Source organism: Rahnella ecdela (assembly GCF_019049625.1).
GTDB lineage: Bacteria > Pseudomonadota > Gammaproteobacteria > Enterobacterales > Enterobacteriaceae > Rahnella > Rahnella ecdela.
In genome coordinates this window covers 99,695-124,260 of sequence record NZ_JAFMOY010000131.1, presented here as the reverse complement: position 1 = coordinate 124,260, position 24,566 = coordinate 99,695, and the positions used below count along the sequence as shown (strand labels likewise).

Annotated in this window: 17 protein-coding genes; 8 read left to right on the top strand and 9 right to left on the bottom strand. The window is 52.7% G+C overall.

From position 1 onward, the window contains the following. Positions 1-69 precede the first annotated feature (69 nt). From ynfE to lrp, 6 genes are all read right to left on the bottom strand, one after another. A complete protein-coding gene (gene ynfE / locus J1784_RS19170; RefSeq protein WP_217150517.1) occupies positions 70-2,526 on the bottom strand; it encodes a selenate/tellurate reductase subunit YnfE in 2,457 nt (818 codons plus the stop codon). 201 nt (positions 2,527-2,727) lie between these two features. Then, positions 2,728-4,020, bottom strand: a complete 1,293-nt coding sequence (gene serS / locus J1784_RS19165; protein WP_217150516.1) for a serine--tRNA ligase — start codon at positions 4,018-4,020, stop codon at positions 2,728-2,730. Positions 4,021-4,127: 107 nt separating this feature from the next. Then, the gene (locus J1784_RS19160; RefSeq protein WP_217150515.1) at positions 4,128-5,471 is read right to left on the bottom strand and encodes a replication-associated recombination protein A; all 1,344 of its coding nucleotides are present in this window, start codon (positions 5,469-5,471) and stop codon (positions 4,128-4,130) included. A gap of 7 nt (positions 5,472-5,478) precedes the next feature. Beyond that, complete coding sequence (lolA, locus tag J1784_RS19155) at positions 5,479-6,090, bottom strand: outer membrane lipoprotein periplasmic chaperone LolA (protein ID WP_217150514.1); 612 nt, start codon at positions 6,088-6,090, stop codon at positions 5,479-5,481. 196 nt (positions 6,091-6,286) lie between these two features. Further along, positions 6,287-9,805 carry a DNA translocase FtsK 4TM domain-containing protein gene (locus tag J1784_RS19150; protein WP_217150513.1) on the bottom strand — a complete coding sequence of 1,173 codons (3,519 nt, stop codon included), beginning with the start codon at positions 9,803-9,805 and terminating at the stop codon, positions 6,287-6,289. Positions 9,806-9,925: 120 nt separating this feature from the next. After that, on the bottom strand, positions 9,926-10,420 hold the full coding sequence (gene lrp / locus J1784_RS19145; RefSeq protein ID WP_013574775.1) for a leucine-responsive transcriptional regulator Lrp: 495 nt from the start codon (positions 10,418-10,420) through the stop codon (positions 9,926-9,928). A gap of 733 nt (positions 10,421-11,153) precedes the next feature. Between lrp and trxB the strand changes: the two genes are divergently transcribed. From trxB to infA, 5 genes are all read left to right on the top strand, one after another. After that, positions 11,154-12,122, top strand: a complete 969-nt coding sequence (gene trxB, locus J1784_RS19140; RefSeq protein ID WP_217150512.1) for a thioredoxin-disulfide reductase — start codon at positions 11,154-11,156, stop codon at positions 12,120-12,122. A gap of 149 nt (positions 12,123-12,271) precedes the next feature. Next, positions 12,272-14,038 (top strand): heme ABC transporter permease/ATP-binding protein CydD, encoded by a 1,767-nt coding sequence (gene cydD / locus J1784_RS19135; RefSeq protein WP_217150511.1) that lies wholly within the window; start codon positions 12,272-12,274, stop codon positions 14,036-14,038. A gap of 2 nt (positions 14,039-14,040) precedes the next feature. Further along, complete coding sequence (gene cydC, locus J1784_RS19130) at positions 14,041-15,762, top strand: heme ABC transporter ATP-binding protein/permease CydC (protein ID WP_217150510.1); 1,722 nt, start codon at positions 14,041-14,043, stop codon at positions 15,760-15,762. Positions 15,763-15,815: 53 nt separating this feature from the next. Beyond that, positions 15,816-16,550 (top strand): leucyl/phenylalanyl-tRNA--protein transferase, encoded by a 735-nt coding sequence (gene aat, locus J1784_RS19125; protein ID WP_217150509.1) that lies wholly within the window; start codon positions 15,816-15,818, stop codon positions 16,548-16,550. A gap of 93 nt (positions 16,551-16,643) precedes the next feature. After that, positions 16,644-16,862, top strand: coding sequence for a translation initiation factor IF-1 (infA, locus tag J1784_RS19120; protein WP_002211347.1), 219 nt, complete (start codon positions 16,644-16,646; stop codon positions 16,860-16,862). Positions 16,863-17,082: 220 nt separating this feature from the next. On the opposite strand, the gene clpA is transcribed toward infA, so the two are convergent. Continuing rightward, positions 17,083-19,365, bottom strand: coding sequence for an ATP-dependent Clp protease ATP-binding subunit ClpA (gene clpA, locus J1784_RS19115; RefSeq protein WP_120506948.1), 2,283 nt, complete (start codon positions 19,363-19,365; stop codon positions 17,083-17,085). Between the two features lie 27 nt (positions 19,366-19,392). Further along, positions 19,393-19,713 (bottom strand): ATP-dependent Clp protease adapter ClpS, encoded by a 321-nt coding sequence (gene clpS, locus J1784_RS19110; RefSeq protein WP_013574769.1) that lies wholly within the window; start codon positions 19,711-19,713, stop codon positions 19,393-19,395. Between the two features lie 394 nt (positions 19,714-20,107). Between clpS and cspD the strand changes: the two genes are divergently transcribed. Together cspD and J1784_RS19100 are read left to right on the top strand one after the other, a co-directional pair. After that, complete coding sequence (gene cspD / locus J1784_RS19105; RefSeq protein WP_015696601.1) at positions 20,108-20,329, top strand: cold shock-like protein CspD; 222 nt, start codon at positions 20,108-20,110, stop codon at positions 20,327-20,329. A gap of 294 nt (positions 20,330-20,623) precedes the next feature. Continuing rightward, complete coding sequence (locus J1784_RS19100; RefSeq protein ID WP_217150508.1) at positions 20,624-21,613, top strand: VirK/YbjX family protein; 990 nt, start codon at positions 20,624-20,626, stop codon at positions 21,611-21,613. Here the strand turns inward: J1784_RS19100 and J1784_RS19095 are convergent. Then, complete coding sequence (locus J1784_RS19095) at positions 21,610-23,343, bottom strand: ATP-dependent nuclease (protein WP_217150507.1); 1,734 nt, start codon at positions 23,341-23,343, stop codon at positions 21,610-21,612. The two genes, J1784_RS19100 and J1784_RS19095, sit on opposite strands and share 4 nt — an antisense overlap. Before the next feature lie 189 nt (positions 23,344-23,532). Here J1784_RS19095 and J1784_RS19090 point away from each other — a divergent pair, with 189 nt between their 5' ends. After that, positions 23,533-24,432 carry a LysO family transporter gene (locus J1784_RS19090; protein ID WP_217150506.1) on the top strand — a complete coding sequence of 300 codons (900 nt, stop codon included), beginning with the start codon at positions 23,533-23,535 and terminating at the stop codon, positions 24,430-24,432. Positions 24,433-24,566: the final 134 nt, after the last annotated feature.

Sequence of the window (24,566 nt, the reverse complement as noted above, 5' to 3'; positions counted from 1 at the left end):
ACGTCCCTGACTGCAGGACGAAAATTTAACAACCATGTCATCGAGCCAGGCTCTTTGTCCGTAGCTTCTTTAGACTTTTTCTATTTGAATCAAATTAGTGTGCTGAGGATTCCCCTTCGCCAGCGGGGACGGGCGTTGGGTGGTCAGCGTGTTCATACAAGCGCCGTGGTCAATACGATCACCTTTCATATTGGCCTGATGCCATGCGCCCTGCCCCATTGCCACCACGCCGGGCATGATGCGTGGCGTGACTTTCGCCGCCACACGCACTTCGCCGCGGTCGTTAAACACTTTCACTTTGTCGCCGTTCTCAATACCACGGGTTTTGGCATCCAACGGATTGATCCACACTTCCTGACGGCAGGCCGCCTGCAACACGTCGATATTGCCGTAAGTGGAATGGGTGCGGGCTTTGTAGTGGAACCCGAACATCTGTAGCGGAAACTGGCTGCGTTTCGGGTCATCCCAACCTTCGAAAGTCGAGGCATAAACCGGCAGCGGGCTGATGGTTTCGTCTTTTTTCAGTTCCCATTCGCTGGCTATTTTCGCCAGTGCGGAAGAATAAATTTCGATTTTTCCGGAAGGCGTTTTCAGCGGATTGGCGGCCGGATCCTGGCGGAATTTTTTATACGCTACGAAATGCCCAGCCGGGTCTTTGCGTTTATAGATTCCCATCTCGCGCAGTTCTTCATACGCAGGTAAAGCCGGGTCCTTCGCCAGCATTTTGGCGTACAGATACTGCAACCATTCGCGCTGGGTGCGGCCTTCGGTGAATTTGTTATAAACATCCGGTCCAAGACGACGCGCCACTTCGCTCATCATCTCGTAAATACCTTTGCGCTCGAATTTGGCAGAGGTCGCGGGCTGGATAAAAATCAGGTAACCCATATTCCCGGCGTAATCGTTGGGGATAATGTCTTCCTGTTCGACGGTCATGAGGTCCGGCAGAAGGATATCGGCGTATTTCGCCGATGAGGTCATGAAGTTTTCCAGCACCACAATCATTTCGCACTGTGAGTCATCCTGCAGAATGTCGTGGGTTTTATTGATATCGGAATGCTGGTTGGTGATGGTGTTACCGGCATAGTTCCAGATGAACTTGATCGGCACATCCAGCTTGTCTTTACCGCGAACGCCGTCAGCTTTGGCGGTCATTTCCGGGCCGCGCGCAATGGCATCGGTCCAGCTGAAACAGGAAATCTGCGTTTCCACGGGATTTTCCAGCACCGGCACACGTTCGATAGTAATGGTGTACGTCGATTCACGCGCGCCACTGTTACCGCCGTTAATCCCGACGTTACCGGTCAGAATGGGCAGCATGGCGATGGCGCGGGACGTCAGTTCACCATTGGCCTGACGTTGCGGACCCCAGTCCTGAGAAATATAAGCAGGTTTTGCCTGCCCGATTTCCCGCGCCAGTTTGATGATGCGATCCACGGGAATTCCGGTAATACGCGATGCCCATTCCGGCGTTTTAGCCGTGGCATCTGCACTCTGTCCGAGAATGTACGCTTTGTAATGGCTGTTGGCAGGCGCATCCGCTGGCAATGTTTTCTCGTCATAACCCACGCAATACGCGTCGAGGAAAGGCTGATCGACCATGTTTTCGGTGATCAGCACATGCGCAAGACCTGCCACCAGTGCGGCATCCGTTCCAGGACGGATCGGGATCCACTCATCTTCACGGCCTGCGGCAGTATCGGTGTAACGCGGGTCGATCACGATCATTCGCGCATTGGACCGCTCGCGTGCCTGTTCGAGGTAATAAGTGATCCCACCACCGCTCATACGCGTTTCAGCCGGATTGTTACCGAAAAGAACCACCAGCTTGCTGTTTTCAATATCTGACGTGCTGTTCCCGTCATTGCTGCCATAGGTGTAAGGCATCGCGCAGGAAATTTGCGCCGTACTGTAGGTACCATAATGACTGAGGAAACCGCCGTAGCAGTTCATCAGACGGGCGACCAGCGAGGCGTAAGGGGAAGAACGGGTAATGTTGCCGCCGACGACGCCGGAGGTGTAATTAATGTAAACCGCTTCATTGCCGTATTTGGCGACAATACGCTTCAGGTTATTGGCGATTTCATCAAAGGCCTCTTCCCAGCTGATGCGTTTGAATTTACCTTCACCACGCTTTCCGACGCGCTTCATCGGGTAGTTCAGACGCTCCGGGTGGTTCATCCGGCGACGCATTGAGCGACCACGCAGACAAGCGCGAACCTGGTGATCACCGTAAATATCCTGTCCGGTATTATCCGTCTCAACCCAATAAACTTCATCATCACGTACATGCAAACGCAGGGCGCATCGGCTGCCGCAGTTGACCGAGCAGGCGCCCCAGACCACTTTGTCTTCAGGTGCCAGGTTTTTCGCATCCCCCACAGCCTGCGCCAGTGCTTTACGGCTAAATGGCAGCGATACGCCACCCGCAGCAATAGCCAGCCCTGCCAGCGTTGATGTTTTCATCAGCGTCCGGCGGCTGATACCACTTTTTATCGTGATGACTTCTGGTTCTGTTTGCGACATTTTCCCGCTCCGGTCATGAAGTAGTTACCCACTCAGAATGCAGGGATACTACTAATAAGGAGGTAGGAAACTTTGTCTGCTATCAAAAAAGGAGGGGTTGAGTGGGGGCAAATGAGGAATACTTAACGCAACGCACGATTTTATGCATAAAAAAAGCGCCATCAGGCGCCTTTTCGCTATATTACTGCATATATAACGGGGTTAGCCGATATATTCTAAACCGCCCATGTATGGACGTAATACTTCCGGCACTTCGATACGACCGTCAGCTTGCTGATAGTTTTCCAGCACAGCCACCAGCGTACGACCGACAGCCAGACCAGAACCGTTCAGGGTATGAACCAGACGCGGTTTTTTGTCGGTTTTGCTGCGACAACGCGCCTGCATACGGCGAGCCTGGAAATCACCCATGTTTGAACATGAGGAAATTTCGCGGTAAGTATCCTGCGCTGGCAGCCAGACTTCCAGATCGTAGGTTTTGCATGAACCAAAGCCCATGTCGCCGGTACACAGCAGAACTTTGCGATATGGCAGATTCAGCAACTGAAGCACTTTTTCTGCATGACCGGTCAGTTCTTCCAGTGCGTCCATCGATTCTTCAGGACGAACGATTTGTACCATCTCAACTTTGTCGAACTGGTGCATACGGATCAGACCACGGGTATCACGACCATAAGAACCGGCTTCTGACCGGAAGCAAGGCGTGTGCGCCGTCATCTTCAGTGGCAGAGATTCTTCTTCAAGAATTTCGTCACGTGTCAGGTTAGTCAGCGGCACTTCAGCCGTCGGGATCAGCGCATAGTTGCTGCTGCCCGCTTCTTCATCCAGCGGTTTGGTATGGAACAGGTCTTCGCCAAACTTAGGCAACTGACCGGTACCGTACAGCGTTTCCTGGTTGACCAGATACGGAACGTAAGTTTCCAGATAGCCGTGCTGCTCGGTGTGCAAGTCCAGCATGAACTGTGACAGCGCGCGGTGCATACGGGCGATTTGCCCTTTCATCACCACAAAACGCGCACCGGTCAGCTTAACAGCCGCGGCAAAATCAAGACCACCGGCCATTTCGCCCAGCGACACGTGATCACGTACAGTGAAATCGTACTGACGCGGCGTGCCCCAACGACTTACTTCCTGGTTGTCGTTTTCGTCTTTACCAGCAGGTACGGAATCGTCAGGCAGGTTCGGAATAGCAGAAGCGATATCACGGATATCGTTTTGCAATGCATCCAGTTCAGCCTTCGCGGCATCCAGCTTCTCACCCAGCGAATTCACTTCCAGACGCAGGGGTTCGATGTCTTCGCCACGGGCTTTTGCCTGACCGATAGTTTTCGATCGTGCGTTACGTTCAGCCTGGAGAGTTTCCGTTTCTACCTGCAAGACTTTGCGACGTTCTTCCTGAGAACGCAGCGTTTCCACATCGAGTTTAAAACCTCTGCGAGCGAGTTTTTCTGCAACTGCGTCTAGCTCATTACGCAGCATATTGGGATCGAGCATGCTAATCCTGTACGTGTCATTATTGAATGTTATTTTGACGATGCACGCTGACTGAAACGGCAGCGTGTCAAAGAGTTATCACGGGTAACCTTACCGCAACGATAAAGTTAGCGGTAGCGTTTTGTCGGGCTATTTTGATCTTGTTCTGCAAGCCAGGCCAGCTTTTCGCCGATCTTACCTTCAAGCCCGCGTGACGTCGGGTAATAATATTGCGTACGGGCCATCTCAGGCGGGAAATAATCTTCGCCAGCAGCATAGGCATTCGGTTCGTCATGCGCGTAACGGTACTCCGCACCCAGGCCCATTTCTTTCATCAGCTTGGTCGGTGCATTGCGCAGATGTTCCGGTACATCAAAATCCGCCATTTCTCGCGCATCGCGCATGGCCGATTTGAAGGCGGTATAGACAGCATTACTTTTCGGCGCACAAGCCAGATACACAATCGCCTGTGCTATGGCGCGCTCACCTTCCGCCGGACCGACACGGGTAAAACAATCCCAGGCAGCAAGCGCCACCTGCATACCGCGCGGATCCGCATTGCCGACATCTTCGGAGGCAATAGCCAGCAAACGGCGCGCAACATAAAGCGGATCGCCACCGGCGGTGATAATTCTGGCGTACCAGTAAAGTGCTGCATCAGGCGAAGAACCGCGTACCGATTTATGCAACGCAGAAATTAAATCGTAGAAACGGTCGCCTTTATTATCGAAACGCGCGCTGCGCTCACCGGCAATTTCTGTGAGCAATTCCGGCGTTAACGTCCGGTAACCTTTGGCGTCGATTTCCGCCATATCAGCCATCATTTCAATACTGTTCAGCGCACGACGGGCGTCACCGTTCACCAGCTCTGACAGCATGCGGCGGGTTTCTGGCGGAACACGAATTTTTTCATTGGCATAACCGCGCTCAGCGTTGGTCAGTGCCTGATCAATCACTTTCTCGATATCTTCCGCTGTCAGTGATTTCAGCAGATAAACACGGGCGCGGGAAAGCAATGCAGAATTGAGTTCAAACGAGGGGTTTTCAGTCGTCGCACCAATAAACGTGATAGTGCCGTCTTCGATATGCGGCAGGAAAGCATCCTGCTGACTTTTGTTGAAACGATGGACTTCATCGACGAAGAGGATCGTACGACGCCCGGCATCACGATTCTGGCGGGCACGCTCAATCGCTTCACGAATATCTTTCACGCCTGATGTGACCGCCGAAATACGTTCGACATCGGCATTAGCATAGCGGCCAATCAGTTCTGCCAGCGTTGTTTTCCCGGTGCCCGGCGGCCCCCACAAAATCATCGAATGCAACTGCCCTGCTTCTATCGCCCGCGGCAAAGGTTTGCCCGGTGCTAACAGATGCTGTTGCCCGATATATTCTGCAAGAGTTACTGGCCGCATACGGGCGGCCAGTGGCTGGAATTCGTTTTGGGAAAAATCGAGTGACAGATTACTCAAACTAACCTCACTGACGCTGGTCGTCCACCGTCACACCCTTAGGTGGAGTAAATTTAAATTTAGCATCATCTACAGCCGCGTTTTGCTCACCCTTCAGGGTGTAAGCACTTTTCTGGCCGTCCTGCTCAACCGCAGTAAAGCTTTTGATGGTACCGGTTGGCGTGACAGTGATCGCGAATTGCTTCAGATTTCCGGTTGAAGTTTTCGGCGTTAACTCAAAATCATCGCCTTTCTGCTTCACGTTATATTTCGCCCAGTCGCTGCTGTCATTACGTGTGATCAGCATGAACGGCGTGTTGCCGGTCGCGTTTTTCAGCCAGGTCGCGGTGACCTGCTCAACGAACGGGTTGTAGAACCACAACGTTTTTCCGTCAGAAACCAAAATGCTTTCATCTGGCGTCGTCATATGCCAGTTAAACAGGTTAGGACGTTTTACCCACAGCTGGCCTTCGCCCTGCTGAACGGCTGCGCCGTCATCGCTGGTCACAGTCTGAGTGAAGCTGGCGTGAAAAGTATTGAGTTTACCCAGACGGGATTTGAGATCACTGCTGGCGTCCGCCAATACGGAAGCGGAGGTAAATGCGGTCAGTAAACACCCTACCATTAACAATTTTTTCATTCTTATCATTACCTCAGAAATCCATAAACTTCAGACGATGCCTTTTACACAGGCAAAAGACGTATGGTGCGAACTCTATCCGAGGCAGCGCTCCGGTGGTAGCTCAATCATCTGAAAAACATGTGTTTTACGCATCTTTGCACAAGGGCCGCATTCGCGACCCTTCTTAACAAAATACAGGCAGTTCAGTCCCGTTTTATTCGTGAGAAGGCGGTGCCAGTACTTCACGGTTACCGTTATGGCCAGGTGTGCTGACAATGCCCTGCGCTTCCATTTGCTCAACGATTCGCGCAGCGCGGTTGTAACCGATACGGAACTGACGCTGAACACCTGAAATCGAAGCACGACGTTTGTCGACCACGAATGCAACGGCCTGATCAAACAGCGCATCAAGCTCTTCATCGCCATCCAGACCTAAACCGCCACCTTCACCGTCGTCACTACCGGAAACAATGCTTTCGATATATTTCGGACGACCGCGCGCTTTCCAGTCCTGAACTACCGCATGGACTTCCTGGTCACGGACAAAAGCACCGTGAACACGCACCGGTATCGAGGAGTTAGGCGCCATATACAACATGTCACCCATCCCCAACAGCGATTCAGCTCCGCCCTGATCCAGAATGGTACGGGAGTCGATTTTGCTTGAAACCGTAAAGGCAATACGGGTCGGGATGTTAGCTTTAATCAAACCGGTAATAACGTCGACGGATGGACGCTGTGTCGCCAGAACCAGATGAATACCAGCTGCACGGGCTTTCTGTGCCAGACGCGCAATCAGTTCTTCGACTTTTTTACCGACGGTCATCATCAGGTCGGCAAATTCATCGACCATCACCACGATAAACGGTTCTTTTTGCAGATACGGCGGCTCCGCGGCCATGCCATCCCCCGGCTTCCAGAATGGGTCAGGGATTGGACGTCCCATCGCTTCCGCTTCCAGAACTCGTTCGTTATAGCCTGCCAGATTACGCACGCCCAACGCCGACATCAGTTTATAGCGACGTTCCATCTCGCCGACACACCAGCGCAGTGCATTCGCCGCATCTTTCATGTCAGTGACGACTTCAGTCAGCAGATGTGGAATACCTTCATACACCGAAAGCTCGAGCATTTTCGGGTCGATCATAATGAAGCGAACATCTTCCGGTTTGGACTTGTAAAGCATACTCAAGATCATGGCGTTAACGCCGACAGACTTACCGGAACCGGTCGTACCGGCCACCAGCAAGTGCGGCATTTTCGCCAGATCGGCGATAACTGGCTCACCCGAAATATCTTTACCCAATACAATCGTCAGCGGGGATGTACTTTCTTTAAATTTTGCACAGTCCAGCACTTCCCGCAGATACACGGTCTGACGCTTCTTGTTTGGTAATTCCAGACCGACATAAGGCTTGCCCGGAATAACTTCCACAACACGTACAGCAACAGCTGACAGTGAACGAGCAAGGTCACGCGAAAGGTTAGAAATACGCGCGGCTTTAACGCCCGGCGCCAGATCCAGTTCGAAACGCGTGATGACCGGACCAGGCAGTTTTCCGACGACATCCGCTTTAATACGGTAATCGTTCAGGCGGGCTTCGATCAGGTTACCCATCTGCTCAAGCGCGAATTCATCCACAGGCTCAGCTTCAGCCGGAGGCGAAGTCAGCAAATCCAGCGATGGCAGTGGCGTAGTCGGTTTCACCAGCGGCTGTTCGTTACGCATCAGGAACGGGTGGATCAGGCTTTCCATATCAGGCTGCGCCGATGGCGATGACTGACACGGTGCTTCATATTCCTGCGCATGTTGCACCGGCTCTGAAGCCACAGCGCGCTGATAAGGTTGCTGTGCAAATGCCGCAGGTTGTGGCTCTTCTTCTGCTTGCGCTGGCAGCGTGAACAATGGCTCTGACGGCGTATCGTCCACCAGATCAGCCATTGGCGAGAAGCTGAAAGCATCGTGCTGACTGAGTTTCATCGCGGCAGCAGCAAAATCATCGGCAGCAGAATGGGTAATTTCTTCCTGGTTTTCCTGCGAATGATGATGCTGAACCAGACCGCTCTGCGGTTCAACCTCTTGCTGATAACGCGCCTGCTCGCGGGCAGCGAACGCATTGCGTAATTCAGCTTCCTGTAAGGCAGCTTCTGCATCCGGTTCATTTACAGTCGCGGCATCGCCGTAGCGCTCTTGCTGCTGGGCGGCAAACGCCTGCTGCAATGCGGCTTCCTGCATAGCTTCTTCGTCAGCCTGAGCCAAAGGATCGTTATGCCAGGTTTCCTGTTCGACATTTTGCTGTGCCGTTGCCTGCGCATTTTCCTGCTGTTCAGCCATACGCTGAGACGGCAGTTTAATACCATACGACGCCAGTTCACGACGCGTCGGTATACGCACCGGATTTGGACGCGGCAATTCAGGGCCAAAACCTTTTTTCACCTGCGGATTTTCATCACTCACCGCGCTGAAAGCTGGCATGAAAGTATTGGCAGCAGAAGATGTCGCAGACTGCCCTGCCTGAGCCAGACCGGTAGCGAGTGCGGCCGTGGCGGCGACGCTGGCGGCCTGCGCGGCGTCAGGTACCGGTGAACTGAAATCAAACGGTGAACGGCTTGGTTCGACCGCTGTTTGCCAGTTTCCGAGGCTTGGGCCATCTTCCTGATTACGCTCAACCGGCGCAGGAGAAGGAGATTGCTGCACCGGCTGCGGATGACGCGGTACCGGCGTGTCTTCCGGGATTTCGAAATTATACAGCGGCGGCGCAGTTGAAACCGGCGTGGACGGGTAAGGTGAAATCTCGGCCACCGGCGGTTGTGCTGCGTAAGGGTCTGCTGCTGGCGCCGGACTCGCGACCGCAGCCGGTTCAGCCGCGGCCGTCTCAGACTCTGTCACTAGAGAAACAGGGGCAGAAGGTGCCTGCGCCACAGGTTGATCATTCACAGAAGGTGCAGAGAACAGAACGTCATCGTCATCGGTTTCTGCAGCCAGTGCGGAAGCAGGTATCGCAGTTGTTGCCGCTGCACCCGCGACTGCCGGAGCCACTTTAGCCACCGGTTTCGCTTCTTCGTCTTCCAGTAACGGATCATCCTGCTCGTCGTACTCATAATCATCGTCACGGCGGGAACGGTTCGTCACGATATTAGTGACACCGAGCACCGCACCACCAATTTTCTCAGCAATCGTCAGCCATGACCAGCCGGTAAACAGCGTCAGTCCGGCGGCCCATACGCACAACAACACCAGCGTGGCGCCGACATTGTTGAAATACGGTGTCATTGCTGTACTTAACAAACTGCCGATCACACCACCGGATGCGAAGTAGTAAAGGTCATCGATGTTGACTGACGCCAGACCACAAGACGTGACGATGAGCGCCAGCGTCCCGATAAGGCGCAGCGAAAGAGCAAAGTAATCGACGAAATCCTGTTTATCCCGCTGACGGAAAGCCGCCCAGCAGAGACACAGAATAATAGGTGGAATAGCGTAACCAAATACGCCAAAAATGAAGAACAGCGTGTCCGCCATCCAGGCACCCACACCACCGCCCCAGTTGTGAATTGGCCCATGCCATGCGGTCTGAGACCAGCTTGGATCAGAGGGGTTAAAACTTACCAATGCCGCCATTAAATAAGCAGCAAAAATCGCTACCACTACCAGCAAAGCCTCCAGAAGACGGCGACCATTGCTCAGCTTTTTAAGGGTAACTTCTTTATCTTCTGTATATTCCTGGCTCAAGAAAGGCTCTCCAGGTTCCTGTGAACTGAGAAAAAGCAACAGCGCCGAGAGTCCCCGGCGCCATAGCTGTATAGATACACAGGAGTGTAGCTAAAATTACAAGGTTTTGCACCTGAACAATTACCGGGTTTTGATGACCAGGCGATTTGTTTGTTTTACTTCTTCCATGACCACATAGGTACGGGTGTCGTTAACACCTGGAAGACGAAGTAAAGTCTCACCTAACAGCTTACGGTAGGCGGACATATCAGGTACGCGGGTTTTCAACAAGTAGTCGAAGTCCCCTGAAACCAAGTGACACTCCTGAATATCTTCGAGTTTTTGTACTGCCGCGTTAAATTGCTCAAACACATCCGGCGCGCCACGGTTGAGGGTAATCTCAACAAACACCAGCAACGAGGCATCCAGATAATGCGGGTTAAGCAATGCGGTATAACCATTGATGAAGCCCTGACGTTCCAGACGACGAACGCGCTCCAGACATGGAGTTGGAGATAATCCCACACGTTTGGAAAGCTCGACGTTTGAAATCCGGCCATCCTTTTGCAATTCGTTGAGGATGTTACGGTCAATACGGTCGAGATCTTTTCCCGGACGTTTTTTGTTGTCTACCATTATTATTGTCTCTCTGCTGTCCTTCCCTGCACCTGCCATACCCCAGCCAACTTCAATGTCTAAGGGTTGTCCCAAGCGAAGACCCGATTATTAAGGTTTACGCATCCAAAAGCCGCGTTGATCCCCTGTCAAAAGGAACACGACCATAAAACGGATACTCAAAAGAAATAACCCTGTGAAATTAATAGATTGGATACAGCCAACCTGATCCACTAAATCCTGTCGCAACAAAAACGCAAAAAAGCAACACCAGAACGGGTCCGGTAGCAGCCAATTGCATAAATTCAAGTCGCTGACAGGCAGTTAATTTCTTCTTCCCCTGATGTTTTCGCAAATGCACAGCGGATTGTCAAAGTAAAAGAAGCAAAATCAGAAGAACGTGCCAACCTCAAAAGCTGATACCCCCTTTTTAGCTGTCTTTTCTCTTTGGACAATAACAACTCAGCGCGTGAAATATTTCAGCCAAAACTCCACAACCTGCCGTGAATTGTGACTAAAACACCGCACTCTGTTAAACAACCTTCACAGCGGATAACTTCCCAGCTGTTGTTTTTCAACCCTGCTTATAAAACAGTTAAGTGTCTGATAATCAGGGACGGAAACCTTTTTACCCGTCTTTCACTGTAAAAACTATCAGACAAATCGTTAACAACATCTGAGTTTGCTTTTTTTACTGCGCCGTTTTCCCTACAATCGGTTTATCGCTTGTCGCTACCGCGGAGATGAATTACGCATGAGTACGGTTAAACACAGTAAATTATTGATTTTAGGTTCTGGTCCGGCGGGTTATACCGCAGCAGTTTATGCAGCACGCGCCAACCTTAATCCGGTTTTGATAACCGGGGTGGAAAAAGGCGGTCAGCTGACCACAACCACCGAAGTCGAAAACTGGCCGGGCGATCCGGAAGGTCTGACCGGTCCGGCTCTGATGGAACGTATGCACGAACATGCGACCAAATTTAATACCGAGATTATTTTCGACCATATCAACAAAGTCGATTTGCAGAACCGTCCGTTCCGTCTCACCGGTGACAGCGGCGAATACACCTGTGACGCGCTGATCATCGCCACCGGCGCATCCGCACGTTATATCGGTCTGCCTTCTGAAGAAGCGTTTAAAGGTCGTGGCGTTTCAGCCTGCGCTACCTGTGACGGTTTCTTCTACCGTAATCAGAAAGTCGCGGTCGTTGGCGGCGGGAATACCGCAGTTGAAGAGGCGCTTTATCTCGCTAACATTGCCTCGGAAGTGCATCTGATACACCGTCGCGACAGTTTCCGTGCGGAAAAAATTCTGGTTGATCGTCTGAATGACAAAGTGGCCAGCGGCAATATTGTTCTGCATACCCACAAAACACTGAACGAAGTGGTTGGTGATCAGATGGGTGTCACCGGTGCCAGCCTGCTTGATGTCCGTACTGACGAGAAATCTCAGGTGGATGTGGCGGGTGTATTTATCGCTATCGGTCATAGCCCGAACACCGGCATTTTCGAAGGTCAGCTGGAACTGAAAGACGGCTACATCAAAGTGCAGTCCGGTTCCCACGGCAATGCGACACAAACCAGCATTCCGGGCGTCTTCGCTGCGGGCGACGTGATGGATCACATCTACCGTCAGGCGATCACCTCCGCCGGAACCGGTTGTATGGCCGCGCTGGATGCCGAACGCTATCTGGACGGTTTATCGCAAGCTCCGGATCTATAATTACTCTCACGGGTAACTTTCCGGACTAAGAGTCCATACAAAGAGTAACGAATAAGGCGGCTTAATTGCCGCCTTATTGTTTTCAGTGTTGTGCCAAGCATGTAACATGAGCGCCCTCCCATCCGGATTGCTGCACAGACTGAAGCCTGATGAATAAAACACGACAACAAGAACTTACCCGCTGGTTAAAACAACAAAGCTCCCGAGCTAAAGGCTGGATCCGTCTGTCTATGATGCTGGGTCTGCTTTCGGGTTTGCTGATCCTCGCTCAGGCCTGGCTGATGGCCGGATTACTGCACAGCCTGATCATCGAACACACCTCGCGTGATGCCCTGCTGCAAAGCTTCCTGTTAATGGCACTGACATTTGTGCTGCGTGCTGTTGTCACCTGGCTGCGTGAACAGGTAGGTTTTATCTGCGGGCGGGTTATCCGTCAGGAAATGCGTAAACTGGTGCTGGATCGTCTGGAAAAACTCGGGCCCGCGTGGATCCAGGGCAAACCGGCGGGCAGCTGGGCCAGTATCATTCTCGAGCAAATCGAGGATATGCAGGATTATTATTCCCGCTATCTGCCGCAAATCGCACTGGCAGGTATTATTCCCCTGCTGATTCTGGTCAGCGTCTTCCCAATTAACTGGGCGGCCGGAATGATTTTACTGGTCACAGCCCCGCTTATCCCGTTGTTCATGGCGCTGGTCGGCATGGGTGCGGCAGATGCTAACCGTCGTAACTTTGTAGCGCTGGCGCGTCTTAGCGGTAATTTCCTCGACAGTCTGCGTGGTCTGGATACGCTTCGTCTGTTTCATCGCGGCACGGCGGAAATCGATCAGATTAAGCGCTCAACGGAACATTTTCGCGCCCGCACGATGGACGTCCTGCGACTGGCCTTTTTATCTTCTGCAGTACTGGAATTCTTCGCCTCTATTTCCATCGCAGTTGTCGCGGTTTACTTTGGTTTTTCCTATCTGGGCGAACTCAATTTCGGCAGCTACGGCATGCCTGTGACACTGTTTGCCGGCTTTCTGGTGCTGATACTGGCTCCGGAGTTTTTCCAGCCTCTGCGTGATCTGGGCGCGTTTTATCACGCCAAAGCGCAGGCCGTCGGCGCAGCTGAAAGTCTGGTGACGTTCCTGAGCGCTGAAAGTACAGAGATGGGTGAAGGGGATCAGAACTTCCCGGCAGGCAAAGCTGTTGATCTTAACGCCCGCGACCTGATAATTCAGTCGCCACAAGGCAAAACGCTGGCCGGCCCGCTGACCTTCAGTATTCAGGCCGGACATCGTATCGCCATTGTCGGCCTGAGCGGTGCAGGTAAAAGCTCGTTACTGAACGTCCTGCTGGGTTTCCTGCCATATCAGGGCTCCGTTACCGTCAGCGGAACGGAACTGAAATCATTACGCAATGACCAATGGCGTCAGCACCTGAGCTGGGTCGGACAGAATCCACATTTACCGGAACAAACCCTTCGCGCCAATATCCTGCTTAATCAGCCGGATGTCAGCGATGAACAACTCCAGTCCGCCATCGACCGTGCATATGTGAATGAATTCCTGCCGCTGTTACCGTTAGGGCTTGAAACCGAACTCGGCGACAGCGCCGCGCGCTTATCCATCGGTCAGGCTCAACGCGTCGCCGTGGCCCGCGCCCTGCTTTCACCGTGCAGTTTATTACTGCTCGATGAACCGACCGCCAGCCTCGATGCGCACAGCGAAAAACGGGTGATGAGTGCACTGAACGACGCGTCTCAAGCGCAGACATCTCTGCTGGTGACGCACCAGCTGGAAGACACCCGGGACTACGACGAAATCTGGGTGATGGAGAAAGGCCTGATCGCCGAGCGCGGAACCTTCGCACAACTGGTGGCGCAGAATGGCCTGTTCGCCAGCCTGCTTTCTCAGCGGAATAAGGAGCTGTAATTATGAAAACTCTTCTACCTTTTCTCGCCCTGTACCGCCGTCACTGGTTCCGCCTGTCCCTCGGTGTCATTCTGGCTATCGTCACTTTACTGGCGAGCATCGGTCTGCTGACGCTTTCCGGCTGGTTCCTGGCGGCTTCTGCCGTAGCGGGTGTCGCCGGTTTATACAGTTTCAACTACATGCTTCCTGCCGCCGGTGTACGCGGAGCGGCGATATTTCGAACCGCAGGCCGTTATGCCGAGCGTCTGGTCAGCCACGACGCCACATTCCGTGTGCTGGCGCATCTGCGTGTATTCACTTTCACCAAAATCATGCCCCTCTCGCCGGGTGGTATTGCGCGTTTTCGTCAGGCCGATTTGCTAAACCGGCTGGTGGCCGATGTCGATACGCTGGACCATTTGTATCTGCGGGTGATTTCTCCGCTGGTAAGTGCACTGGTAGTGATCCTGCTGGTGACGTATGGCCTGAGTTTCCTTGATATGAAACTGGCGCTGACACTCGGTGCAATCATGCTGGTACTGATGTTGCTTCTGCCGGTGGTTTTCTACCGCGCGGGTAAACCGGCTGGCCGGGAACTGACGGCGCTGCGCAGTGATTACCGCATGCAGCTGACCTCCTGGTTACAAGGTCAGTCCGAGCTGGCGGTCTTTGGCGCTCAGCCGAGATTCCGCCAGCAACTAAACGATATCGAACGCCGCTGGTTGTTGCGTCAGCAGCAGCAGGCGAAACTGACCGGGTTGTCACAGGCGATGGTGATTGCCGCCGCCGGTCTGACCGTTACGCTCATGCTGTGGCTGGCCGCTGGCGGGATCGGTAACATCGCTCAGCCTGGCGCGCTGATTGCTTTATTCGTGTTTACTCCGCTGGCCGCCTTCGAAGCGCTGGGCCCGGTCGCTGCGGCATTCCAGCATCTGGGGCAGGTTATTGCGTCTGCTCAGCGCGTCAGCCAGATAATCGACCAGCCTGCCGACGTGACATTCCCGGTGCAGGGGCCGGTTGCCGCTGAACACATTAACCTGTCGCTGCAAAATGTGAATTTCACCTATCCGGGTCAGCCGTTGCCGGTGCTGAAAAACATCACACTGGATGTGCGCGCCGGTGAGCATATCGCCCTGCTCGGCCAGACCGGTTGTGGCAAATCCACCCTGCTGCAATTGCTGACCCGCGGCTGGGATATCAGCAGTGGCACGCTGGTAATCAACGGCCATGCGATTGGCGATTACGATGAAGCGACACTGCGCAAGATGATCACAGTCGTCAGTCAGCGTGCGCACGTCTTTAACACCACGCTGCGCGAAAATTTGCGCATAGCCTCACCGCAATGCACCGATGAACAAATCGCCGATGCACTGAGACAAGTGGATTTACATGTGTTGCTGGAAAACGAAGGCCTGAATGCCTGGCTCGGTGAAGGCGGACGTCAGCTTTCCGGTGGCGAACAGCGCCGTATCGGGCTGGCGCGTGCTTTGCTGCATGACGCGCCACTGTGGTTACTCGATGAACCGACGGAAGGACTGGATGCCGAAACGGAACAACATATTTTGGCACTGCTGCACAAGCATTGTCAGAATAAGACGCTACTCTTAGTGACGCACCGCCTGCACGGTCTGGAAACTTTCGACAGAATTTGCGTCATGGAAGAAGGTCAGATTGTGGAGCAAGGTGGTCATCCGTCGTTAATTGCTGCACAGGGCCGGTACGCGCGGTTTTTGTCACGAACCTGACGTCGTAGTTGCCAGTTTAGCGGCGGCCCTTAAGCCGCCGGATAAGGAGATCTATGCGGTTAGTAAAGCTTGAGGCCAATTCAGTCAATTTTCCTGATCCTGAAACTGCATTGCAGGATCCGAATGGCCTGCTGGCTATCGGGGGGGACCTTACCGCTCCTCGCCTGCTTTCCGCGTATCAGTACGGCGTTTTTCCCTGGTTTGAACCGGGGGAGATAATCCTCTGGTGGTCGCCAGATCCCCGCGCCATTTTAGTTCCCGGTGAACGTCATGTCAGCCGGAGTCTGAAGCGTTTTATGCGCAAAATGCCTTTTCATTTCACGCTTAATCAACAGTTTGAAAAAGTCATACGTGCGTGTGCGATGCAGCGTGAAGACGGCACCTGGATCGGCCCGCTGGTACAGCGGGGTTATCAGGAATTGCACGAAGCCGGACGGGCGCATTCAGTTGAAGTCTGGGAAGGAAATGAACTGGTTGGCGGATTATACGGCGTTTCAGTTGGCGGGTTATTTTGCGGCGAGTCGATGTTCAGTCGTCGTGAAAACGCCTCAAAAGCCGCGCTGATGGTTTTTTGCCAACATTTTTCCCGCAATGGTGGAGAACTGATTGACTGTCAGGTGCTCAACCCTCACACTGCGTCGCTGGGTGCGAGAGAGATCCCCCGCCGCCAATTTTTGCAGCAGTTATCCGAACTTTCGCATCGCGCGTTAGCGCCGGATTGCTGGTTGCCACAAGACTTATCCCCACATGATGAAGACCTGCCGGTGTTCCCGAAGGATAGGGAATAGGTGCGGTCATGGACCATACTTCTTTACATAATGTGGGTTTTTCGGCATTATCTTGCCGGTTAAAAACTATGGTAGTTAGACCTAGAGGATTCGATGGCCAAAGAAGACAACATTGAAATGCAAGGCACCGTACTTGATACGCTGCCAAACACTATGTTCCGCGTAGAATTAGAAAACGGACACGTAGTTACCGCTCACATCTCCGGTAAAATGCGTAAGAACTACATCCGCATCCTGACGGGCGACAAAGTCACTGTAGAGCTGACCCCGTACGACCTGAGCAAAGGCCGCATTGTCTTCCGTAGCCGTTAATAAGCGGCTCACTCATCGCTGAGTTTCTGGCGATACCTGAGGATACCCTCTTCGCCCTTCCTGCTGTTGCAAGGGCGTTTTGTGGTATCCGCAATCCGGCATTTTGTTCTATTATCCTTTCTGAAAGCCCTCACTAATTACTGCAATTAAATAAAGAATTTCAGAAAGAAAAAAGGCGATGTTTTCACATCGCCTTTTGTTTTTTCATCACTGATGAAAATTAATGCACCGCACCTTCCGGTTTTTTCTTCTGTGCACTCATGAAGTGATAAGTAAGCTTGTCAGCGGCCTTATCCAGCGCTACAGAGACGGAACCGCCATCCACCAGTGAACCAAACAGCAGTTCGTTGGCGAGAGGTTTTTTCAGGTTTTCCTGAACGGTACGTGTCATCGGACGCGCACCCATCGCACGGTCGTAGCCTTTCACGGTCAGCCAGTCACGAGCTTCATCGCTGACTTCCAGTGAGACGCCTTTCGCATCCAGCTGCGCCTGCAGTTCAACGATAAACTTATCAACAACCTGCTGGATAACTTCCGTAGACAGATGGTTGAACCAGATAACGTTGTCCAGACGGTTACGGAATTCCGGCGTAAAGGTACGTTTGATCTCTTCCATCGCATCAGGGCTGTTATCCTGATGAACCAGACCAATCGATTTACGTTCCGTTTCACGCACACCGGCGTTGGTGGTCATCACCAAAATTACGTTGCGGAAATCTGCTTTGCGTCCGTTGTTATCAGTCAGCGTGCCGTTGTCCATTACCTGCAACAGCAGGTTGAAGACATCCGGATGCGCCTTCTCGATTTCATCGAGCAGCACCACGGCGTGAGGATGTTTGATTACCGCATCCGTCAGCAAGCCGCCCTGATCAAAGCCGACATATCCCGGAGGCGCACCGATCAGACGACTGACCGTATGACGCTCCATGTATTCCGACATATCAAAGCGCAGCAGTTCGATATCCAGCGCTTTCGCCAGCTGAACCGTGACTTCGGTTTTCCCCACACCGGTCGGACCGGCGAACAGGAATGAACCGACAGGCTTGTGATCCTGACCCAGACCGGCGCGGCTCATTTTGATCGCCTCGGTCAGTGCTTCAATCGCAGGATCCTGTCCGAAGACCAGCATTTTCAGACGATCGCCCAGATTTTTCAGCACATCGCGGTCAGTCGCAGACACGGTTTTTTCCGGAATGCGGGCAATACGCGCCACAACGCTTTCGATGTCGCTAACGTTAACGGTTTTCTTGCGTTTACTGACCGGCATTAACCGGCTGCGCGCGCCCGCTTCGTCGATGACGTCGATGGCTTTGTCCGGCAGATGACGGTCGTTGATATATTTGACCGACAGCTCAACCGCCGCACGTACCGCTTTCGCGGTGTAACGCACATCATGATGCGCTTCGTATTTGGTTTTCAGGCCATTGATGATTTGAACGGTTTCTTCCACGCTTGGCTCAGTAATATCAATTTTTTGGAAACGACGCGCCAGGGCACGATCCTTCTCAAAGATATTGCTGAATTCCTGATACGTGGTGGAGCCGATCACGCGGATTTTCCCGCTCGACAGCAGCGGTTTGATCAGGTTTGCCGCATCCACCTGACCACCCGATGCCGCACCGGCACCAATGATCGTGTGGATTTCATCAATAAACAGGATGCTGTTCTTATCCTGCTCCAGCTGTTTGAGCAGAGATTTGAAACGTTTTTCGAAATCGCCACGGTATTTAGTGCCCGCCAGCAACGAACCGATATCCAGAGAATACAGGGTGCAGTCGGCCATCACTTCCGGCACATCGCCCTGCTCGATTCGCCATGCCAGACCTTCGGCAATCGCAGTTTTACCTACGCCGGATTCGCCCACCAGCAGCGGGTTATTTTTACGACGACGGCAGAGCACCTGAATGGCGCGCTCCAGTTCTTTGTCACGGCCAATCAGCGGATCGATACCACCCACACGCGCTAACTGGTTAAGATTAGTGGTGAAGTTCTCCATACGATCTTCCCCCGCCGACTGCTCTTCGTTAACTGGGTTTTCCGCATTGTTTTGCGCCTGACTGCCCGATTCATCTTTACGGGTGCCGTGCGAAATAAAGTTCACCACATCAAGGCGGCTGACATCATGTTTGCGCAGGAGATAGGCTGCCTGAGATTCCTGTTCGCTGAAAATCGCGACCAGAACGTTGGCGCCGGACACTTCGCTGCGGCCAGAAGATTGCACGTGGAATACCGCACGTTGCAGAACGCGCTGGAAACTCAGCGTAGGCTGGGTGTCACGCTCCTCTTCACTGGCAGGTAAGGTGGGTGTGGTTTGCTCGATGAAGGCTTCCAGCTCCTGGCGTAATGCCACCAGATCGACTGTACAGGCTTCAAGCGCTTCACGGGCAGCAGGGTTGCTGAGCAACGCCAGCAACAGGTGCTCCACGGTCATAAACTCATGCCGGTGCTCACGGGCTCTTGCGAAAGCCATGTTGAGACTGAGTTCAAGTTCTTGATTGAGCATAGGCACCTCCCAAATAGATTGCCTTAATCAGGCTTTTTCCAGCGTACACAGCAACGGATGCTCATTCTCCTTGGCGTACTCATTTACGTGTGCGACCTTGGTTTCCGCGACTTCGGCTGTATAAACACCGCATATCGCTTTGCCTCTGTAGTGCACCTGGAGCATCAGTTGCGTTGCACGTTCAATATCATAAGAAAAGAACTTTTGCAGAACGTCAATCACAAATTCCATTGGAGTGTAATCGTCGTTGTTTAATATAACTTTATACATAGATGGCGGTTTTACCTCATCCTTTTGCTTATCCGCCGCCAAATGTTCAAAATTTAGCCAGTCTTGATTATTGCCCATTGCCTGTTCATCACCTGTGAAGATCGTATCGGAAGCCAAATACATAAGCATGAAGACTTTCTGCAGAGCCTCACGCCGTTATTACCGTATTTTACCATCTCTGGCCTCACCTTGCCGCTGCACAAAATGTCTTACGTGCAACAGATAACGCGAGTGAAAATTTAACAAAATATGTCAATAGCGTTACCTGCTTCAAACTTTGGTTATCTGCTCCCTTAGGACAAATGCCGTTTCCTTGACGTCTAACTCTATTCCACTAGAGTGTAAATTCGTGAGCTGAACGGAATTTATACTGGCCTGAACAGGCGCTTACCCGCTGCGTTCCGGCCTTCGTGCTCACTCAACTGGCTTTATCTATTTACTACCAGACTAGTCATGAGAGGGATGTAGAAGCATGCAGACGGGTACTGTTAAATGGTTCAATAATGCTAAAGGCTTTGGCTTCATTTGCCCGCAAAATGGCGGTGAAGACATCTTCGCTCACTACTCCACAATACAGATGGAGGGTTACCGGACATTAAAAGCCGGCCAGCAGGTCAATTTCGACGTTCATGAAGGCCCAAAGGGGAATCATGCCAGCCTCATTATTCCAGTGGAAAGTGAAGCGGTCGCCTGACCGGTTCAGCATCACATATCAAATAACACATCTACTGCAAATGCCGGTCACTCACTGACTGGCATTTTTATTTATGGGGGAGAATGACTCAGGCTTCAAGCCCTCTTTACGAAAATAAAGTACATTTTTTAGACACCGATTGCTAAGACACGACATAAATAAAATCAAATCTAAACACAATCTCAACAAATCACGTTCAATTTCTCCCTATTTTTCCCCGTTGCACAGTCGTTTATCCATCTCCTGTTGAAATGTCGGTAACAAAACCCCGGCAGTCAATAACAGGTAAAGACCATGACGACTCTCCATTACCCTGGCGTAGAAAAAGCCCCGCTTTCAGGCTTACAGTTGATGAAGGCACTGCTCACCAACCGCATCACGCCGGGACCGTCGTGGAAATTACCGCGCTATCGCCTTAAATTCTTTTTCCGCACCCTGAGGCAACCGCGCAGAACGTTCGCGCTGCTCGATTATCTGGCGCAGCACCCGCAGCGTGATGAAATTTTGTATGCCATGCCCGCCCTGCCGGCTAAATTACACCGCACCTATCAGGCGGCAAATATCACGCAGGCCCAGGCCCTGAAACGGATAACAGATCATTACGATATGATTCAGGATTGCCTGCCAGACGCCATTAATCACGGCTATCTGAATAAAAAGCCGATGGCGATTGCCACCCTGACAGGTAAAGAAGAACAGCGTTACGCGATTACCCTGAACGCCGTCAGTCGTCTGGATAAAGAAGGCGAAGCGACACTGTCGTTCAACAACACGCAGGGTGAACCGATTGCTATCGTGACGTTCTCTTTTATTGAATATCAGGGAAAACCGACGCTGTTTATCGGGGCGTTGCAGGGGCCGCGCGCGCATGTTGATCATCAGGAAATTCAGACTGCCACCAAAGCCTGCCACGGCTTGTTCCCGAAACGTCTGGTGATTGAAGCGCTGACCACGCTGGCGGATGTGACCGGTATGACGCAACTGGTTGCCGTGGGTAATCACACCCATATTTATGAGGATCCGCGTTATAAAAAACGCAAAGGAATGGTGTTTGCCGATTACGACAGCTTCTGGGAAACGCTGGATGCAAAACAGGGTGAGGACGGTTACTTCCATCTGCCGCGCCAGATTGCTCACCGTCCGCTGGAAGAAATTGCCAGTAAACGCCGTTCCGAGTACCGTCGCCGCTATCTGCTGTTAGACGACCTGGAAAGCCAGATCCGCCAGACATTTACCAGCGGACATGGCAATCCTGTGACTATCACCCAGACTCAGGCCGCTTAATCGGCTCTCCCGCGTGCCAGCCAGGCCACGCGGGAAAACATCTGCCGCAGCAACGGTGGAATCGACGAGGTTCCCCGCAAAGATGCCGCCATTGCCACGTCAATCGCCAGATCGGGTTTCGAACTGCGGTGAATGGCTTTATCAATAATGCGCCTTGGCGACATCGGCACGTTTTCCGGTATCGCCGCATTCTTGCGATAAACATCTTCAAAACCATCACGATACAAGAAGTATTCAATGTCCTGCGCAGGTAGCGCGGTCAGCCGGTAACGCAGCGTATCGTCGTGGCTTTCCACATTGGCCATCACCGTCGCCGCATATTTGCGGCCTGCCTCATCGCCATCGACCAGTGCATGCCATTCAATGCCCATTTGCCGGGCAAAACGCAGCAACGGTTTTAGCCCGCATTGGGCAAATTCAATCACCTTGATGCCTTCAGATTCAAAATGATAACCACATTGTCGCGCCAGCTGATTCAGTAACCAGACTTCCGTTTCCCCTTCCACCAGCAACCAGCAACGGGCGAACAAAGATGAAGGCCGGTTGAAGCGGATATGAAACGCAATGCGGCGGCTGTCTTCCAGACTCAGCCCTTCCGGGCCAATGCCGTAAGCCGCTACGCGACCGGATTCACGCACCAGACGGCAAATTTGTTCGACCGGAACCAGAGAAAGCAGATCGCCGGAATTGGTGGTGGTGATCCGCTGTAACGGCAACTGATCGAGCAATCCCCACGCCACCGACAGCATAATCGGATGTAAGCGCGTTTCGGGGTCTTCAATAAGCAGCAGCGGTCGGGCATCGGGATGCAGCACCACGGAGCCTTTGGCCTGCAATAATGTCGAGAACATGCCAAGCAGCATCACCCGCATACTGCGGCTGTTCGGTTCGGCAATCATGCGATTGATGTTATCCAGAGAACGCCATGCGCGGCGGCTTTCTGCGCGCCCATGACGTTTCTGCTGCCACGGCGCGCTGTTCGAGGTGCCCTGCTCGGCAAAATAGTGTTCCAGCAATTGCTGCATGGCTGAAAGGCCGCTGCGCAGCTCACTGTTTTTCAACGTCTGCGGACTGTGAACCAGTTCCCGCGTCAGTTCATCGAGTTGCTTTGCCAGTTCTTCATTATTCGCCGCCAGCCGCGGTGCAAGCGTTTCACTGCGCAGGCGACGGATAAAACGCGCATCGCGTAAACGCAGGACCGGGCTGAGACGGATCAGCGCCTGCGCCAGCGGATCAATCGTCGTCAGATTTAAAGGCTGACCACTGGATGACAAGAAACTGCGCAGCGTCATCACGCTGCCATCGTCGTCGAGTTCGCCTTCCAGCCGGTAATAAATCCGGTTCAGCTTGTCAGCACATTTCACCCAAAGCGGTGAGAGCGAATTAAAGCGTGGCGACATATGATGTCCGGCCTGGTTCTCGCAAAACGTAAACACCACGTGCAGATACTGGGATTTGGATTCCTCTTCGCCGGCCGGGAAATAGAAATCCTCTTCTTTAAAGCAGTACAGTTTGGGTTCAGGTGAAAGCAGCAGAGTTAATGCGTCGAGCAGGCTGGATTTACCCCAGGCGTTCTCTCCGATGAGAACGGTGTTGGTCAGAACGGACTCCCCCTGCCCCTGACGGGAGGAACCGGTAATTGATGCGCCACGTTGTGCGGGCTGCGTCAGCGTCAAAGACAGGCGGTTAATCCCGCGAAAACCGACAATATCAACACGTTCCAGATACATCAGACGCCTCCTGTGCGCTCAAAACTTTCCTGAGCATGGCGTTAAAAAATGGTTCAGGTCAAGCGGTCAAAGATATCTCTGTGTGCCGAAGCTGCTTTACAGTCAGATAACTTTTCGTTAGCGTGGCGGGCGGCCTTTTCTGCGCCGCGTTCCACTCTTGGGATTTCACTTTTCAGGGACTTTTGCATCATGTATTCCGGGCTGTTAATTATTCTCCTGCCGCTGATTGCCGGCTACCTTATTCCGCTCAAAAACCGGCCCCTGTTGCATATTGTTAATCAGTTACTCAGCTGGATGGTTTACGTCATTCTTTTCATTATGGGCATCAGTCTGGCGTTTCTCGACAATCTGAGCGCAAATTTACTGCTGATTTTCAAATATGCTTCCGTCTGTTTCCTGTGCATTTTTGTGATGAACTACACCGCGCTGTGGCTGCTTGAACGCCGCCGTCCGTGGAAATCAGAACATAAGCAGGAAAAACTGCCCTCGCGTATTCACATGGCGCTGGAGTCATTAAAATTATGCGGCGTGGTCATCGGCGGTTTCGCACTCGGTCTGACCCAATGGCACTGGCTGACCTTCGCCTCACAGGCCAGCGAGATCGCATTGTTATTCCTGCTGGCACTGGTCGGTATACAGCTTCGCAACAGCAGCATGACGCTGCGCCAGATAATCCTAAACCGCCGCGGAATGATGGTCGGAATGGTGGTCGCAGTCAGCGCATTAGCCGGTGGCGCCATCGCCGCGTTATTGCTCGGTCTGCCGCTGAAAACCGGTCTGGCGCTCGCCTCCGGATACGGCTGGTATTCGCTTTCGGGCATTGTTCTCACCGATTCATTCGGGCCGGTGATTGGCAGCGCAGCGTTCTTTAACGATCTGGCACGCGAACTGTGCGCCATCATGCTGATCCCGACGCTGGTGCGCACCAGCCGTTCGACAGCACTTGGTCTGTGTGGTGCAACATCGATGGACTTCACCCTGCCGGTTTTACAGCGCAGTGGCGGCCTGGATATGGTTCCTCCCGCCGTGGTTCACGGGTTCGTGTTAAGCCTGATAGCGCCTGTGCTGATGGCCTTCTTCTCCGCCTGATAACTTTTTACCCGCTGCTTTCCGGCAGCGGGCACTTCCCTGCAAAACTTGCGATAAATCAACTCCGCATCACTTATCTCAAAAAGCCCTTCATTTCTTTCCCTGCCAGTTTTAGGCTTGCTTTAAAACAAGCA

Excerpts from the sequence above, each read along its gene's own strand:
- J1784_RS19095 (WP_217150507.1), bottom strand. The coding sequence starts at position 23,343 with ATGTATCTGGAACGTGTTGATATTGTCGGTTTTCGCGGGATTAACCGC.
- infA (WP_002211347.1), top strand. The coding sequence starts at position 16,644 with ATGGCCAAAGAAGACAACATTGAAATGCAAGGCACCGTACTTGATACG.
- serS (WP_217150516.1), bottom strand. The coding sequence starts at position 4,020 with ATGCTCGATCCCAATATGCTGCGTAATGAGCTAGACGCAGTTGCAGAA.
- aat (WP_217150509.1), top strand. The coding sequence starts at position 15,816 with ATGCGGTTAGTAAAGCTTGAGGCCAATTCAGTCAATTTTCCTGATCCT.
- clpA (WP_120506948.1), bottom strand. The coding sequence starts at position 19,365 with ATGCTCAATCAAGAACTTGAACTCAGTCTCAACATGGCTTTCGCAAGA.
- cydD (WP_217150511.1), top strand. The coding sequence starts at position 12,272 with ATGAATAAAACACGACAACAAGAACTTACCCGCTGGTTAAAACAACAA.
- cspD (WP_015696601.1), top strand. The coding sequence starts at position 20,108 with ATGCAGACGGGTACTGTTAAATGGTTCAATAATGCTAAAGGCTTTGGC.
- trxB (WP_217150512.1), top strand. The coding sequence starts at position 11,154 with ATGAGTACGGTTAAACACAGTAAATTATTGATTTTAGGTTCTGGTCCG.
- lrp (WP_013574775.1), bottom strand. The coding sequence starts at position 10,420 with ATGGTAGACAACAAAAAACGTCCGGGAAAAGATCTCGACCGTATTGAC.
- J1784_RS19090 (WP_217150506.1), top strand. The coding sequence starts at position 23,533 with ATGTATTCCGGGCTGTTAATTATTCTCCTGCCGCTGATTGCCGGCTAC.
- lolA (WP_217150514.1), bottom strand. The coding sequence starts at position 6,090 with ATGAAAAAATTGTTAATGGTAGGGTGTTTACTGACCGCATTTACCTCC.
- clpS (WP_013574769.1), bottom strand. The coding sequence starts at position 19,713 with ATGGGCAATAATCAAGACTGGCTAAATTTTGAACATTTGGCGGCGGAT.
- ynfE (WP_217150517.1), bottom strand. The coding sequence starts at position 2,526 with ATGTCGCAAACAGAACCAGAAGTCATCACGATAAAAAGTGGTATCAGC.
- J1784_RS19100 (WP_217150508.1), top strand. The coding sequence starts at position 20,624 with ATGACGACTCTCCATTACCCTGGCGTAGAAAAAGCCCCGCTTTCAGGC.
- cydC (WP_217150510.1), top strand. The coding sequence starts at position 14,041 with ATGAAAACTCTTCTACCTTTTCTCGCCCTGTACCGCCGTCACTGGTTC.